General features: G+C 53.5%; 1 protein-coding gene. It reads right to left on the reverse strand.

All coding sequences use genetic code 11. From position 1 onward, the window contains the following. Window positions 1-15: 15 nt before the first annotated feature. Entirely contained in the window at window positions 16-17,232 is a 17,217-nt protein-coding gene (locus ACU6TU_RS14205) for a YadA-like family protein (RefSeq protein ID WP_447142045.1), read from the reverse strand. Window positions 17,233-17,981: the final 749 nt, after the last annotated feature.

A 17,981-nucleotide genomic window follows, 5' to 3' on the forward strand; every position in this document is an offset into this window, starting at 1 on the left:
TGCTCCCGTTATCCCTTACCAGTGCCAGCCAGCGCCGACGCCTGCACCAAATTTACCCTGAGAATCACCTGTTACCTTACCTTGGATGATCCAGCGGCCATTATCCGATAGGCGCGAAACGCCTACCGATACTGCTGATTCTCCACCGTAAGTACCGGCACCTACAGAGACCATGCTTTCGCCAGACTTCCATGCCTGAGGAACAGAGCTAGCTGCAATTGCACTGGCTGCACCAGCGTAGGCGTTTTTCTCAACACCATCGATACGGCCATTCACGTTGTTGATCTCGTTCTGGAAGCGCTGCCCCAAATCGTTCATCTGGCCAACGTTTACAGCATCGCCCTCTTCTACACCGGGTGCAACATTGGTGATCACCTGACCACCCGCGTCGATACCATCACGCGTCACACTCGGCCCATCTTCGATGGTCAAACCATTGTCGTTGATGGTGGTGCCGCCTGTTGTCACGCTATCAACATCCAGATCACGGTTTAGTGTTACCTGAACCCCGTCATCCGTGGTCTTTGTCGTGATGTTTTCGTCACCGGTAATGGCGACGGTATCACCCAACTGCGCGTTGACGGCATCGCCTTCATCGGCACCGAAGTTCAGGCCTTTATCCAGCGTTTCATTGATATCGCCGATGCTGTTTTCGTTGGTAGTAATACGCTGGCTGTTGTCAGCAATATCACCTTCGTTGTTGGTGATACGCTGGCTGTTGTCAGCAATATCACCTTCGTTGTTGGTAATGCGCTGGCTGTTGTCAGCAATGTTGGTGGTGTTGTTCGCCACATCCTGATTTGTGTCGTTCAGCTGGCTACCGTTGATGGCATCAGAGCTATCATCGGCAATCTCGCCATCGGCCACATTGGTAATGGTCGTACCATTTGCACCGCCTTCCAGCGTGACATTATCGTAATCGATGCTGTTATCGTCATTGCGGTCATACTTAACGACGCCGTCCGTGCTACCGCCAGGCAATGTACCACCCGCGGTTTGATCGCTTTCATTACCTTCTACGATCGTCAAGCGGCCATCCAGGTCATTCATGAAGTCCATTGCCGCGTACAGCTGGCTGCCGTTGATGGCATCCGTGCTGTCAGCCGTGATACGCCCTGCCGCAACATTCGCGATAGTACGCTCGTTACCCGCACTACCCACGCTGACGGTAGAGACCGGGTTGATGCCAGCGAAGTCATAACGCTGCTCGCTGTCATCAGCGCCCAGGTCGATAAAGTGCGCATTGCCTGCACTGCGAACATCGTTGGCAATATTGGCAATCTCTGTATCACCTACCTGAGCGTTTGCACCCAGCGCGACGCTACCCTGATGCTGAGCCATTGCTTCGTAGCCCAATGCCAGCGAGTTATCGCCTTCTGCCGTCGCTTCATAGCCAACTGCGGTGGAACCCTGGCCATTGGCAAACGAATCGCTTTCCGTTAGGCCATCATCATTGGTGTTGACGTAGCGTGTATCAAAGTCACCGCCACTGACAATCTGGTCAACGTAGTCCTTGTTGACTACTTGGCTGCCTTTGATGATCTGATCAGGCGCAATTTCGTAAATGACCTGATCACCTTCAACGGTGAAGTTATCACCCAGCTTGGTCACGCCATTATCAACCGTCAGGTTGCCACCCAGCTTGATATCATTAGACAGACGGTAGTCGACATCAGTATCGCCATTGGCATCCTGAGTATGCGTAATGGCTACGTTGCCGTCGCTGCTGACAAAATCAACGTTCTTGCTCGGCGCCACATTGCTCACCGTTTCGGTGTCATCTGTGGTCTGAACGTTCCAGCCAGCGTTGGCAATTGCATTGATACTATCCAACTGATCTTTATTGACCGCATCAGTGCCGTCAGTGCCCGGCGCCAGGTTGGTGATCTTGTTGGTTGGCTCGCCGTTAGTGTCGAGGCCACCCATATCAATACCGTTGTTGTTAATAGTCGGGCCACCCACGATAGTCAAACCATCGTTTTTGACAGTGGTATTACCCATCACAACGCTACCGTCGTCACCCAGATCGATGTCCTCGGCCAGCTGCACCTTCAGACCACCGTCGCCATTCTTCGTGATGCCGATGTTGTTGTCGGTGAGTGCATTTTCATCTGCACCGCCGGTCAAGCCGAGGGTTTCGTTCAGCTTGCGCTCGACCACCTCGCCGTCGTCGCCGACAAACTTCAGGCCGTCATCCAGCGTGGCGACTTCTTTGTCGTCAATCACAAGACGAGTGCCGTCTGTACCATCAAGACCTGGCGTGCCGTCTGTGCCATTGATGCCAATGGTGCCATTCTCACCCGCCGGGCCGGTCAGGCCGATGGTGCCGTCCTTACCGTTAAGCACAACGCTGGAGCCGTCCTTGCCGTTAACACCAATGGTGCCATCAGTGCCAGCAGGACCGGCTTCGCCGATGCTGAGGTCGTTGCCCAGAGCAAAGTCGATTTCGGTATTGCCATCCGCATCTTGCGTGTGCGAGATAGCGACGTTGTCGTCAGAGCTAACGAAGTCAACATTCTTGCTTGGCGCAACATTGCTGACTGTCGCATCAGCGTCCGTGGTTTCGACGTTCCAACCCGCGTTGGCAACCGTCTCGACATCTTTCAGCTGATCAACGTTGACTGCATCAGTGCCATTTTCACCCGGTGCCAGGTTGGTGATCTTGTTGGTCGGGTTGCCTGCATCATCCAGGCCGCCCATATCGATGCCGTTGTTGTTGATGGTCGGGCCACCCACGATGGTCAGACCATTGTTGTTGACAGTGGTATCACCCATCACAACGCTGCCGTCTTCGCCCAGGTCAACATTCTCGGCCAGTTGCACCTTGAGGCCGCCGTCACCATTTTTGGTGATGCCGATGTTGTTGTCGGTCAGTGCCGCCTCGTCCGCACCGCCAGTCAGACCCAGCGTTTCGTTCAGCTTACGGGTAACCACTTCGCCGTCATCGCCAACAAACTTCAGGCCGTCTTCCAGCGTGGCGACTTCCTGATTGTTGCCTTCCGGATCGGTGTAGACAATGCGTGTTTCGCCATCAACGCCATTAACGCCTGGTGTACCATCCTGAATCGAGATAGTCGTCAGGCCTTCCATGCCGCTGGGGCCAGCCGGACCCGCGAGACCGATCGTGCCGTCCTTGCCGTTCAGGGCAATACCATCCTTACCGTCTACGCCATTCTTACCTACGATGGTGATAGTGCCCGGCTCGTCGTTATCACCGATAGCCAGGTCGCTGCCCAGACCGAAGTCGATTTCGTTATCACCAAAGGTGGTAACGATGTTGCCATCAGTGCTGGTGTAATCGACTGTCTCGCCCAGCTTGACGTTGTCTTCAGTAAGCGTCTGATCCGTCAGGCTGCTGTTATCAGCGGTGATGCTGAAACCTTTGTTGACCAGATCAGTTTCTGACTTCTTCAGCTGGTCTAGGTTAACCGCGTGATCGCCTTCTGTACCTTCATCTACATTGGTGATCTGGTTGCCACCCATGTTGACCGTGGTGTTCTCGGCTACTGTGAGAGCACCTTCGTTCACGACCAGAGTGTCGTTGGCGATGTTGGTGTTACCCAACACGGTGTCACCTTCAACCGTCAGGTCACCTTCCATCACGGTGTTACCCGCCACGCTAAGGTCTTCGTTCACCGTGACGTTGTTGGTGGTCACGCTGTCGCCATTAACAGTAGTGTCACCCACCGTCATGCCGCTTTCGTTGATCACCGGGCCACCGTTGTTGATGGTCACGCTGTCTAGATTCAGGTCATCGCTCATGGCGATTTCCAGACGATCGTCAGCGGTCACATCCGTGGTGATGTTGCCGTTACTTCCGACAATGTTCAGCTCTTCACCCAGCTTACGGTCGGTCTGGCCGCTATCACCAATGAAGGTCAGCGGCGTATCGCCAAGCTCGGTAACCGAGTTATCAACGTACTTCTTGTTGGTGACCTGGTAATCGTTGGTGATTTCCTCAGGCTCAACGTTGTAGATCACATCACCGTCGTTGTTGACGACGAAGTTGTCACCCAGGCGCGTCTCGCCTTCCACCGTCAGGTTTTCGTTGATGGTGGTGTCACCGGCAACCGTCAGGTCTTCATTCAGGAAGGTATCGCCTTCAACCGTCAGGTTCTCGTTGATGGTGGTGTCACCGGCAACCGTCAGGTCTTCATTCAGGAAGGTATCGCCTTCAACCGTCAGGTTCTCGTTAACCGTGACGTTGTTGGTTTCGATACCGCCTTCATTAATGGTGGTGTTGTTCGCCACCGTCAGTTCTTCGGTCACGTTGACCGTGGTCGATTCGACGCTTTCCAGACCCGTCAGGTTGTTGGACAGCTGGATTTCCAGATCGCCATCAGCATTGCGCATCGTGCGGATGTTATCCGCCGAGGCGGCGCCTTCTGACAGGTCGGTCATGCCACCCACAACCCCCAGGGTTTCACCCAGGTCCTTGTGGATCACGTCACCATCGTTACCCACGAAGTTCATGCCTTCGGTGGTCAGGCTTTCACCCACACCGTCAACGTAGGTCTTGTTGGTGATGTGGTTGCCTTCGGTGATATCCCCTTCATAGGTAACGTTACCTTCGTTGTTAACGAAGAAGTTATCACCCAGCTGTGTTGTGCCTTCCACCGTCAGGTTTTCGTTGATGGTGGTGTCACCGGCAACCGTCAGGTCTTCATTCAGGAAGGTATCGCCTTCAACCGTCAGGTTCTCGTTAACCGTGACGTTGGTGGTTTCGATACCGCCTTCGTTGATGGTGGTGTTACCCGCCACGTTGAGGCTTTCGTTGACTGTGACGTTTTCGGTAGTGACGCTGTCGCCATTAACGACAGTATCGCCAACGGTCAGGCCGTCGTTGTTAACGGTGGTATCACCCATCACAACGCTGCCGTTCTCACCCAGGTCGAGGTTCTCGGCCAGTTGGATGGTCAGCGTGTCTTCGCCATCGGCAACAACACCGATGTTGCCTTCGGTCAGTTCACCTGTCGCACCGCCCACCACGTTGGTGGTTTCACCCAGCTTGCGATCAAACTCGGTGCCGGTATCACCCATAAAGGTCAACGGCGTGTCGGCAAGCTCTGTGACAGAGTTGTCAACGTACTTCTTGTTGGTGACCTGATACTCGTTAGTGATATCTTCAGGCTCAACGTTGTAAGTCACTTCGTTGTTGGTAACAAAGAAGTTCTCACCCAGTTGCGTATCACCTTCCACCGTCAGGTTTTCGTTGATGGTGGTGTTGCCCGCCACCGTCAGGTCTTCATTCAGGAAGGTATCGCCTTCAACCGTCAGGTTCTCGTTCAGAACCGTGTCGCCGTTAACCGTCAGGTTTTCAGTGGTGATACCGCCTTCGTTGATGGTGGTGTTACCCGCCACGTTGAGCGTTTCGTTGACCGTAACGTTTTCGGTAGTGACGCTGCTGTCGTCGATGAAGGTATCGCCAACGGTGACGCTTTCCAGACCCGTCAGGTTCTCGGACATCACAACGTTCAGCTGGCCGTCTTCACTGTCAACACGCAGGTTGTCGCCTGATGCCGCAGCGTCTTCCGCCAGCTCACCGGAGATCATCAGGGTTTCACCCAGCGTTTTCTCGATGGTTTCACCGGTGTTACCCGCAAAGTTCAGCGGCGTATCGCCAAGCTCGGTAACCGAGTTATCAACAAACTTCTTGTTGACGACCTGATAGTCTTCGGTGATCTGGTCCGGCTCAACGTTGTAAGTCACTTCGTTGTTGGTAACAAAGAAGTTCTCACCCAGTTGCGTATCGCCTTCCACCGTCAGGTTTTCATTGATGGTGGTGTTGCCCGCCACCGTCAGGTCTTCATTCAGGAAGGTATCGCCTTCAACGGTCAGGTTTTCATTCACCGTGACGTTGTTGGTTTCGATACCGCCTTCGTTGATGGTGGTGTTACCCGCCACGTTGAGCGTTTCGTTAACCGTGACGTTTTCGGTAGTGACGCTGCTGTCGTCGATAAAGGTATCGCCAACGGTGACGCTTTCAAGATCCGTCAGGTTCTTGGACATCACCAGGTTCATCTTGCCGTCTTCGACGTCAACACGCAGGTTCTCACCGCTGGCCGCGTCTGTATTGGCTAGTTCACCGGTAATGCTCAGCGTTTCACCCAGGCTCTTGAAGGTGTCGCCCTGGTTACCTTCAAAGGTCAGGCCATCGCCAACCGTAGCGACTTCTTCGTTGTTGTAGAAGGCTTCGTTATTGACGATTTCGAAGTTGTCACCCAGCTTGGTGTCGCCTTCCACCGTCAGGTTTTCGTTGATGGTGGTGTTGCCTGCAACCGTCAAGTCTTCATTCAGGAAGGTGTCACCTTCAACCGTCAGGTTTTCATTCACCGTGACGTTGTTGGTTTCGATACCGCCTTCGTTGATGGTGGTGTTACCCGCCACGTTGAGCGTTTCGTTGACCGTGACGTTTTCGGTAGTGACGCTGCTATCGTCGATAAAGGTATCGCCAACGGTGACGCTTTCCAGATCCGTCAGGTTCTTGGACATCACCAGGTTCATCTTGCCGTCTTCGACGTCAACACGCAGGTTCTCACCGCTGGCCGCGTCTGTATTGGCCAGTTCACCGGTAATGCTCAGCGTTTCACCCAGGCTCTTGAAGGTATCGCCCTGGTTACCTTCGAAGGTCAGGCCATCGCCAACCGTAGCGACTTCTTCGTTGTTGTAGAAGGCTTCATTGTTGACGATTTCGAAGTTGTCACCCAGCCTGGTGTCGCCTTCCACCGTCAGGTTTTCGTTGATGGTGGTGTTGCCAGCAACCGTCAAGTCTTCATTCAGGAAGGTGTCACCTTCAACCGTCAGGTTTTCATTCACCGTGACGTTGTTGGTGGTGATGCTGTCACCATCCATGAAGGTTTCGTTGATGGTCAGGCTACCGTTCTCACCCAGGTCGAGGTTCTCGGCCAGCTGGATGGTCAGGGTGTCTTCGCCATCGGCAACCACACCGATGTTGCCTTCGGTCAGTTCACCCGTCGCACCGCCTACCACGTTGGTGGTTTCACCCAGCTTGCGATCAAACTCGGTGCCGGTATCGCCCATGAAGGTCAGCGGGTTATTTTCAATCAGGTCATCACCAGCCTGCGTGACGTACTTCTTGTTGACCACCTGGTAGTCGTTGGTGATCTCGTCAGGCTCGACGTTGTAGATCGCTTCGTTGTTGACGACGGAGAAGCTCTCACCCAGATAGGTGTCGCCTTCAACGTTCAGGTCACCTTCCATCACGGTGTTACCCGCAACGCTCAGGTCTTCGTTTACCGTCACGTTGTTGGTTTCGATACCGCCTTCGTTGATGGTGGTGTTACCCGCCACGTTGAGCGTTTCGTTAACCGTGACGTTTTCGGTAGTGACGCTGCTGTCGTCGATGAAGGTATCGCCAACGGTGACGCTTTCAATATCCGTCAGGTTCTTGGACATCACCAGGTTCATCTTGCCGTCTTCGACGTCAACACGCAGGTTCTCACCGCTGGCCGCGTCTGTATTGGCCAGTTCACCGGTAATGCTCAGCGTTTCACCCAGGCTCTTGAAGGTGTCGCCCTGGTTACCTTCAAAGGTCAGGCCATCGCCAACCGTAGCGACTTCTTCGTTGTTGTAGAAGGCTTCGTTATTGACGATTTCGAAGTTGTCACCCAGCTTGGTGTCGCCTTCCACCGTCAGGTTTTCATTGATGGTGGTGTTACCCGCAACGGTCAGGTTCTCATTCAGAACCGTATCGCCTTCCACCGTCAGGTTCTCGTTAACCGTGACGTTGTTGGTGGTGATGCTGTCACCGTCCATGAAGGTTTCGTTGATGGTCAGGCTACCGTTCTCACCCAGGTCGAGGTTCTCGGCCAGCTGGATGGTCAGGGTGTCTTCGCCGTCCGCGACCACACCGATGTTGCCTTCGGTCAGTTCACCCGTCGCACCGCCTACCACGTTGGTGGTTTCGCCCAGCTTGCGATCAAACTCGGTGCCGGTATCGCCCATGAAGGTCAGCGGGTTATTTTCAATCAGGTCATCACCAGCCTGCGTGACGTACTTCTTGTTGACCACCTGGTAATCGTTGGTGATCTCGTCAGGCTCGACGTTGTAGATCGCTTCGTTGTTGACGACGGAGAAGTTCTCACCCAGATAGGTGTCGCCTTCAACGTTCAGGTCACCTTCCATCACGGTGTTACCCGCAACGCTCAGGTCTTCATTCACCGTCACGTTGTTGGTTTCGATACCGCCTTCATTGATGGTGGTGTTACCCGCCACGTTGAGCGTTTCGTTGACCGTAACGTTTTCGGTAGTGACGCTGCTGTCGTCGATGAAGGTATCGCCAACGGTGACGCTTTCAAGATCCGTCAGGTTCTTGGACATCACCAGGTTCATCTTGCCGTCTTCGACGTCAACACGCAGGTTCTCACCGCTGGCCGCGTCTGTATTGGCCAGTTCACCGGTAATGCTCAGCGTTTCACCCAGGCTCTTGAAGGTGTCGCCCTGGTTACCTTCAAAGGTCAGGCCATCGCCAACCGTAGCGACTTCTTCGTTGTTGTAGAAGGCTTCGTTATTGACGATTTCGAAGTTGTCACCCAGCTTGGTGTCACCTTCCACCGTCAGGTTTTCGTTGATGACAGTGTCACCCGCAACCGTCAGGTTCTCGTTCAGAACCGTGTCGCCTTCCACCGTCAGGTTTTCGTTAACCGTGACGTTGTTGGTGGTGATGCTGTCACCGTCCATGAAGGTTTCGTTGATGGTCAGGCTACCGTTCTCACCCAGGTCGAGGTTCTCGGCCAGCTGGATGGTCAGGGTGTCTTCGCCGTCCGCGACCACACCGATGTTGCCTTCAGTCAGTTCACCCGTCGCACCGCCTACCACGTTGGTGGTTTCACCCAGCTTGCGATCAAACTCGGTGCCAGTATCACCCATGAAGGTCAGCGGGTTATTTTCAATCAGGTCATCACCAGCCTGCGTGACGTACTTCTTGTTGACCACTTGGTAGTCGTTGGTGATCTCGTCAGGCTCGACGTTGTAGATCGCTTCGTTGTTGACGACGGAGAAGCTCTCACCCAGATAGGTGTCGCCTTCAACGTTCAGGTCACCTTCCATCACGGTGTTACCCGCAACGCTCAGGTCTTCGTTTACCGTCACGTTGTTGGTTTCGATACCGCCTTCGTTGATGGTGGTGTTACCCGCCACGTTGAGCGTTTCGTTGACCGTGACGTTTTCGGTAGTGACGCTGCTGTCGTCGATGAAGGTATCGCCAACGGTGACGCTTTCAAGATCCGTCAGGTTCTTGGACATCACCAGGTTCATCTTGCCGTCTTCGACGTCAACACGCAGGTTCTCACCGCTGGCCGCGTCTGTATTGGCCAGTTCACCGGTAATGCTCAGCGTTTCACCCAGGCTCTTGAAGGTGTCGCCCTGGTTACCTTCAAAGGTCAGGCCATCGCCAACCGTCGCGACTTCTTCGTTGTTGTAGAAGGCTTCGTTATTGACGATTTCGAAGTTGTCACCCAGCTTGGTGTCACCTTCCACCGTCAGGTTTTCATTGATGGTGGTGTTACCCGCCACCGTCAGGTTCTCGTTCAGAACCGTGTCACCTTCAACCGTCAGGTTTTCGTTAACCGTGACGTTGTTGGTGGTGATGCTGTCACCATCCATGAAGGTTTCGTTGATGGTCAGGCTACCGTTCTCACCCAGGTCGAGGTTCTCGGCCAGCTGGATGGTCAGGGTGTCTTCGCCGTCCGCGACCACACCGATGTTGCCTTCGGTCAGTTCACCCGTCGCACCGCCTACCACGTTGGTGGTTTCGCCCAGCTTGCGATCAAACTCGGTGCCGGTATCGCCCATGAAGGTCAGCGGGTTATTTTCAATCAGGTCATCACCAGCCTGCGTGACGTACTTCTTGTTGACCACCTGGTAATCGTTGGTGATCTCGTCAGGCTCGACGTTGTAGATCGCTTCGTTGTTGACGACGGAGAAGCTCTCACCCAGATAGGTGTCGCCTTCAACGTTCAGGTCACCTTCCATCACGGTGTTACCCGCAACGCTCAGGTCTTCGTTTACCGTCACGTTGTTGGTTTCGATACCGCCTTCGTTGATGGTGGTGTTACCCGCCACGTTGAGCGTTTCGTTGACCGTGACGTTTTCGGTAGTGACGCTGCTGTCGTCGATGAAGGTATCGCCAACGGTGACGCTTTCAATATCCGTCAGGTTCTTGGACATCACCAGGTTCATCTTGCCGTCTTCGACGTCAACACGCAGGTTCTCACCGCTGGCCGCGTCTGTATTGGCCAGTTCACCGGTAATGCTCAGCGTTTCACCCAGGCTCTTGAAGGTGTCGCCCTGGTTACCTTCAAAGGTCAGGCCATCGCCAACCGTCGCGACTTCTTCGTTGTTGTAGAAGGCTTCGTTATTGACGATTTCGAAGTTGTCACCCAGCTTGGTGTCACCTTCAACGATCAGGTTTTCATTGATGGTGGTGTTACCCGCCACCGTCAGGTTCTCGTTCAGAACCGTGTCACCTTCAACCGTCAGGTTTTCGTTAACCGTGACGTTGTTGGTGGTGATGCTGTCACCATCCATGAAGGTTTCGTTGATGGTCAGGCTACCGTTCTCACCCAGGTCGAGGTTCTCGGCCAGCTGGATGGTCAGGGTGTCTTCGCCGTCCGCGACCACACCGATGTTGCCTTCGGTCAGTTCACCCGTCGCACCGCCTACCACGTTGGTGGTTTCACCCAGCTTGCGATCAAACTCGGTGCCGGTATCGCCCATGAAGGTCAGCGGGTTATTTTCAATCAGGTCATCACCAGCCTGTGTGACGTACTTCTTGTTGACCACCTGGTAGTCGTTGGTGATCTCGTCAGGCTCGACGTTGTAGATCGCTTCGTTGTTGACGACGGAGAAGCTCTCACCCAAGTAGGTGTCGCCGTCTACGGTCAGGTTTTCGGTGGTGGAAATACCGCCTTCGTTGATGGTGGTGTTACCCGCCACGTTGAGCGTTTCGTTGACCGTGACGTTTTCGGTCGTAACGCTGCTGTCGTCGATGAAGGTATCGCCAACGGTGACGCTTTCCAGATCCGTCAGGTTCTTGGACATCACCAGGTTCATCTTGCCGTCTTCGACGTCAACACGCAGGTTCTCACCACTCGCCGCGTCTGTATTGGCTAGTTCACCGGTAATGCTCAGCGTTTCACCCAGGCTCTTGAAGGTGTCGCCCTGGTTACCTTCAAAGGTCAGGCCATCGCCAACCGTAGCGACTTCTTCGTTGTTGTAGAAGGCTTCGTTATTGACGATTTCGAAGTTGTCACCCAGCTTGGTGTCACCTTCCACCGTCAGGTTCTCGTTGATGGTGGTGTCGCCCGCAACGGTCAGGTTCTCGTTCAGAACCGTGTCGCCGTCAACCGTCAGGTTTTCATTGACCTGTAGATTCTCAGTAGTGACGTTGGTGAACTCAACATCATCGGCAGTGGCGACTTTAATGATCTGGTCGCCATCACGCGTAATGGCGATGTTCTGGCCATCGATAAACTGGACTTCTTCGCCCGGCGCAACGTTATCAGCCGCTTCGCCATTGACTTTTACATCCCAGCCTTGGCTAGCAACTTCGTTTACTGCCTTCAGCTGGCTGACGTTGACCGCGTCAGTATCCGTTGCACCAGCGGCAACGTTAGTAATGCGGCGCTCGTCACCGGCGCTACCTACTGAAACTTCGCTGTCCGCTGTAGGTGCTGCCACAGCAATCGGGTTGCCATCGGCATCAACGGGTTGATAGGCGGCCGTGCCTAGCGTACTGCCATCGGCAACAGAGCCAGAACCTAAGGCGACATTTTTGGTGCCTTGTGCTGAAGCGCCGTTACCAATGGCAACAGCTTCTACACCACCATCAAAGAAATCAGTTGCGGCTTGCGCGCCAGAGCCAATAGCAATGGATTTGTTACCACCTGCCAGAGCACCAGCACCGACAGCTACCTGTTCTTCACCAACACTCGCTGTGCGGGCACCATCACCTACAGCAACAGAGGAGTTGCCCTCAGCTTGAGCATTGGTACCCGCCGCTAGAGCGTTACCACCCGTAGCACCGTCGTTGTTGTAGTTACCTTGAACAGTGCCATTGTCTTTAACGCTGTAGTAATGGGTTTCTTTACCGTCTACGTAGTCCTTGTTAACGATGGAGTCGCCCTGATTGATCGGGCCATCGTAGAAGGCTTCGTTGTTGACGATTTCGAAGCTATCACCCAGGTAGGTGTCGCCGTCTACCATCAGGTTCTCGTTGATGGTGGTGTCGCCCGCCACGGTCAGGTTCTCGTTGAGAACCGTGTCACCGTCAACCGTCAGGTTTTCATTAACCTGCAGGTTTTCCGTGGTGACATTGGTGAACTCGACATCGTCTGCTGTGGCCACTTTGATGATCTGGTCGCCATCGCGCGTAATCGCAATGTTCTGGCCATCGACAAACTGGACTTTCTCGCTTGGCGCGACGTTGTCGATAGTGTCCGTATTAACCTGAACATCCCAACCAGCATTGGCCACATCACTCACTTGCTTGAGCTGATCTTCAGACGCTGCCTGGCCAGAAGTGAAGCTGTTCGGATCAAAGGTTTTGTTGGTCAGGCCACCAATCGTGCCTGCATCGCCGTCAATAGTGACACGATTAGTCGAACCAACCTTGATAACGTCGGCTAAAGCAAGGTCGATCTGGTTGTCAGATACGGTAGTAACAACGTTGTTGTCAGTGCTGGTGTAAGCAACCGTTTCACCCAGCTGAACGTTGTCATCTGTACCGTTGTCAGCAGCAATATTGAAGCCTTTGCTGATCTCGGTGGTGTTGTTGGTGATATTGGTGGTATTACCGGCAATGTCACCAGCATTTTTGGTGATGTTGGTAGTGTTGTTAGTGACATTTTCATTCGTCGCAAACAGCTGGCTGCCGTTAACCGCGTCAGTCGACGTATTGCTCACCTCACCATCTGCCAGGTTGGTGATCTTGTTGTCACCCATGTCGATACCGGCATCGTTAATCACCGGGCCACCGTTGTTGATGGTCAGGCTATCAGCGGTCAGGTCTGGGGTGGTCGCGACCTTGATGACCTGGTCGCCATCACGGGTAATAGCAATATTCTGGCCATCGACAAACTGGACTTCTTCGCCAGGCGCAACGTTATCAGCCGCTTCGCCGTTGACTTTGACATCCCAGCCTTTGTTGGCATTGGCAATATCGTCTTTAGTGTCTTGGCTAATATCAACGGCGTAGTCAGTGATGTTGTTAGCATCCGGGCCTGTCGGCGTCACAGCAACCGCCGTGGAGCCTGCGCTGACAGTGGTGCCGTTAGCATTAACGGTATAGACGCTCTGGCCATCTGCGCCGGTGGTTTCTACCACATTGGCAACATTGGTACCGGCATCCACTTCGGTTTCAGCCGCTTTGAGCTGGCTGACATTGACCGCATCACCATCGGCAACGCCATCCGCCAGATTGGTGATTGAATCACCATTCATGTTGATGCCGTTGTTATTGATGGTCGGGCCATCTGTCACGTTGATGGTATCGCTGTTGACCGTAGTACTGGTTACGCTATTGAACGTCACATCATCGGCAGTGGCCACTTCAATGCTGTTGCCGGTGCGCGTGATGGCGATGTTCTGGCCTTGGGTAAAGTCAGCAGTTTCGCCTGGCGCGATGTTTTCGCCTGTCGCTTCACCGTTGGCCGTCAGGTCCCAACCTGCGTTGGCCACATCGCTCACTTGCTTGAGCTGATCTTCAGACGCTGCCTGGCCAGAGGTGAAGTTGTTCGGGTCAAAGGTTTTGTTGGTCAGGCCACTTACCGTACCGGCATCGCCGTCAATAGTGACAGGATTAGTCGAACCAACATTGATAACGTCCGCCAGGGCAAGCTGCACACCGTCTGCCGTGGTGGTAGAGGTAACGTTGGCATCACCTTTAACATTAAGGGTGTCGCCTAGCGCGTAGTTATTAGCGGTAGCGCCATCACCAAAATTGATGCCTTTATCAATAGCATCGGTGTTGTTGGTGATATTAGTGGTATTACCGGCAATGTCACCAGCATTCTTGGTGATATTGGTAGTGTTGTTAGTGACATTTTCATTCGTCGCAAACAGCTGGCTGCCGTTAACCGCGTCAGTCGACGTATTGCTCACCTCACCATCTGCCAGGTTGGTGATCTTGTTGTCACCCATGTTGATACCGGCATCGTTAATCACCGGGCCACCGTTGTTGATGGTCAGGCTATCAGCGGTCAGGTCTGGGGTAGTCGCGACCTTGATGACCTGGTCGCCATCACGCGTAATGGCAATGTTCTGGCCATCTACAAACTGGACTTCTTCGCCCGGCGCGACGTTATCAGCCGCTTCGCCGTTGACTTTGACATCCCAGCCTTTGTTGGCATTGGCAATATCGTCTTTAGTGTCCTGGCTAATATCAACGGCGTAGTCAGTGATGTTGCTGGCATCCGGGCCTGTCGGCGTCACAGCAACCGCCGTGGAGCCTGCGCTGACCGTGGTGCCGTTAGCATTAACGGTGTAAATAGTGCCACCGTTCGGGTTCTCGGTCACTGCCACATCGGCGACATTGGTACCGGCTTCTACCTTGGATTGAGCGGCAACCAGCTGGCTGACGTTAACCGCGTCATCCAGCTCAGTACCCGCCGCCACACTGGTGATCTGACGGCTACCGACATCAACGGCAGCGCGCTCGGCAACCGTACCTGCAATATTGGTAGAATCAGCAGCCGTTGCACCGAAAGGCACATAACCTGCTATACCTGCTGCTGTGTCGGCTACAGAATTGGAACCTAAAGCCACGCTACCTTCCAGCGTGGCATCAGAAAAGGCACCAATGGCAGTAGATAAATTTTCACGCGCTGTACTCTCGCTGCCGGAAGCCAGCGAATCGTCAGCCAGTGCCCAGGCACCACGGCCAACAGCAGTAGAGCTGAGGCCAAGTGACTGAGTCGCAGAGCCCAATGCCACTGCATCTTGCCCTGTCGCCTCAGCATTATGACCTGCTGCAAAAGACTGCAGGCCGCTTGAAGTGGAATCTCGCCCCAAAACGATAGAGGCCTCACCGGAGGCGGTATTGTTATTACCCACCGCAAATGCATCAGCGCCGCTGACCGTATTATCATTACCCACTACACGACCGCGTGTTGCGGCGGCTGTTACGGTATTACGATTACCAAAGGTGCCAGCCTCGTCGGCATCGATCGTATTGTCGTTACCAACAGAGTAAGAACCATCGCCGGTGATGGTGGTTGGGTCACCAAAAGCGCCGGAGCCCTTGCCGCTTACCTTGTTGGCATAACCAACGCTGATACTTTTCTCGCCAGAGGCAACGCCACTTGTACCAATAGCAATAGCGTCTAACCCTGATGCGTTGGTGTCATAACCTAGGGCAACTGAATTCACACCCTTAGCCTCTGCAAAACTACCAATTGCTATTGCATCATTAGCATTCGCTCGCGCATCGAAACCTTGCGCAATAGAGCCGCGACCTGAGGCAATCGCAGGGCCATGAGGCCCTCCCGAAATGGCAATAGAGACATTGCCCAGCGCCTGTGCCCCAGCTCCAACTGCAGTTCCAGTAGTTACCCCCCCTTTTCCATCTGGAGCGCCAGCAATTGCGTCAAATCCCAGAGCTGTACCGCTTGTTGCAATTGCGCCAGCCCCTAGGGCCGTAGTCGACAGTGGATCGTCTACATTATAATCGTCTTTCTTAGAGCCGTTACCAAGCAGCTCTTTTGAAAACAAACTCTCTCTGGCAACCGCGCCTTCACCAACGGCAACCGAGCGGACACCCTCAGCGTTGGCGTTGGTACCCAGCGCCGTGGCACCTGAATTGTTGGCTAATGCACTTTCACCATAAGCCGAGCCCGCAATCTCAAAGGTATTGGGACCATCGTCCGGGTTACCATCAAAATTCCAGGTCGCCTGTGCACCATCACCTACTGCGGTGCCGCCATTGGCTGCACGGGTGGGGTTAGCAGCGTCATTACCCATCGCAACCGAGCCTGTCGCCCAGCTGCCCGCGCCAAGTGCCATGGCGTTATCACCGGTGGCTTTAGCACCGGTACCCATAGCAAACGCGTTTAGAGCAGAAGCTTCCGTATTGGTACCAATGGCGATGGCACTTTCGGTAGTTGCTTTTGACTTATTACCCGATGCTATGGAATTCCGAGCAGAGGCTTCTGAATTTATACCTGTTGAAATTGAATTTTGACCTGAAGCAGTCGCGCGGCGGCCCACCGCAATTCCACTGTTGCCTGTACCTTTAGCGTAAGCGCCCAGAGCGATACCAAAGTTCTGATCAACACCTGTTTCAGCCTCGTAACCAACGGCAATAGAACCAGCTGTATCTGTTTTAGCCTTAGTACCGATAGCGATCTGTGACCCACCATCAAGGCCAATAGCATCAGGCACAGCTGACTTTATGTTGTTCGTGAAAGCTTCAGTACCAATAGAAATATTGTCATGCCGCTTGGCTACTGCCTCAGTACCCATAGCAATGGAACGTTCGCCGAAAGCTTCCGCCCCCGTACCCTGCGCAATTGAGTTATCTCCCTGAGCTGTGGCCAGTGCTCCTAACGCCACACTATTAAAACCAGTTCCCCATGCCCCCACCCCGGCGGCGAATGAGTTATCACCTGTTGCCAACGCAGGGTTAGTTAAACCTGAAGAAAGCGCAATCGAACTAGCACCAGTCGCCCGAGCTCCATGACCAATTGCCGTACCTACACGAACAATCCCATCGGTAGAACCTGCAATAGCCCCCTGCCCGATAGCCGTACCTGCGACTGCACGTGCACCATCACCTATAGCAGTACTCTTTATCAAAGTGCCGGCTGGGTAAAGAGTATTTGGCAAGCCCGTTCTAAAATCTATGCTACCCACAGGAATAAAACCGTCGGTAGCAAGTGAATTATTCCCTATTGCAACTCCACCATCATGACAGGCTTGGGCATTTTGGCCTACAGCAACCCTTGTATCGTTATTATCAGCACAGGGATCGGCACCCCATAAACCACCCGCCCGGGCCTCCGGCGCAACCAACACCATGGAACCAACCGCCAGTGCCACGGCAACAACCGCTGGGCGCAGCAGAGCTGGCACGCCGGAAACGGCGGCTTCCGGCGTCGGCAACTGGCCGACCACCCCTTGCTGTGTGGCAGATTTATCATTGCTGCGGGCCGCTTCAGAGGCCACCACCAGCCTACCTAAGGTACGATTCCAAATCAGACGAAAAACGTTGTTCATTCTCTAGCTCCACTTGCTATATCAGGGTGACAGGGGTATCGCCACCCTGTTGCACATGCTTTAAAGGTTGGCTGGCGGGTGCCTTGATTGAAGGTAATGCCAGGCCGTTGCTTTGCTTACTTAATTCAGATTGCGTCACCTAGAGCGAGCGCTTTACGCGCCTGCGCTGGCTTTCTGCGGCAACAGTGCCGCTGCGTTTTTCCTTAACGATTTCCCGAAACCTCCGTTTAAATGCCGAAAGCCATACGCGTAAGGGCCAACGCAACCACCTTAAATAGGTAGAAGTGCTGACCCCGCTTCCATTCGTCTCAGCAACTTGTCTCGACAACAAAGTTCAGGCTGGCGTATCAATGACTTTCAACTGAGGCGCATTCTCTAGACTTACTTAACGCCTAGCAACAGCGCTTAAACTTTGTTCATATTGATGAAATAGCAATGAACAAGATTGTTAATTTATTCGTTTGTAACGCACGCGTTTGTTACAAAAAATGAATTAACACCCTTAAAATTAGAAAATCAAAATATAACCGGCAGGAGGTAGGCAAGGGCTGCCGCAGCGCTACCTTGAGAGGTTCGCAGATAGCGATTATTGTCAGTTACTTACGTTCATATCTTACAGATTAAATAAGGTGATTGAACATATGGAGGCTTATCTAGCAGAAGACATTTTTCTCAACTATTTTTATTCAAAAAAATTATTGTTATTTTTAATTTAACATATGCTCTTGTTTTTATTTTTATATATATCC

The sequence above is a fragment of the Halomonas sp. LS-001 genome (assembly GCF_052983955.1).

Coding starts and splice junctions, on each gene's coding strand:
- ACU6TU_RS14205 (WP_447142045.1), bottom strand. CDS start 17,232: ATGAACAACGTTTTTCGTCTGATTTGGAATCGTACCTTAGGTAGGCTG.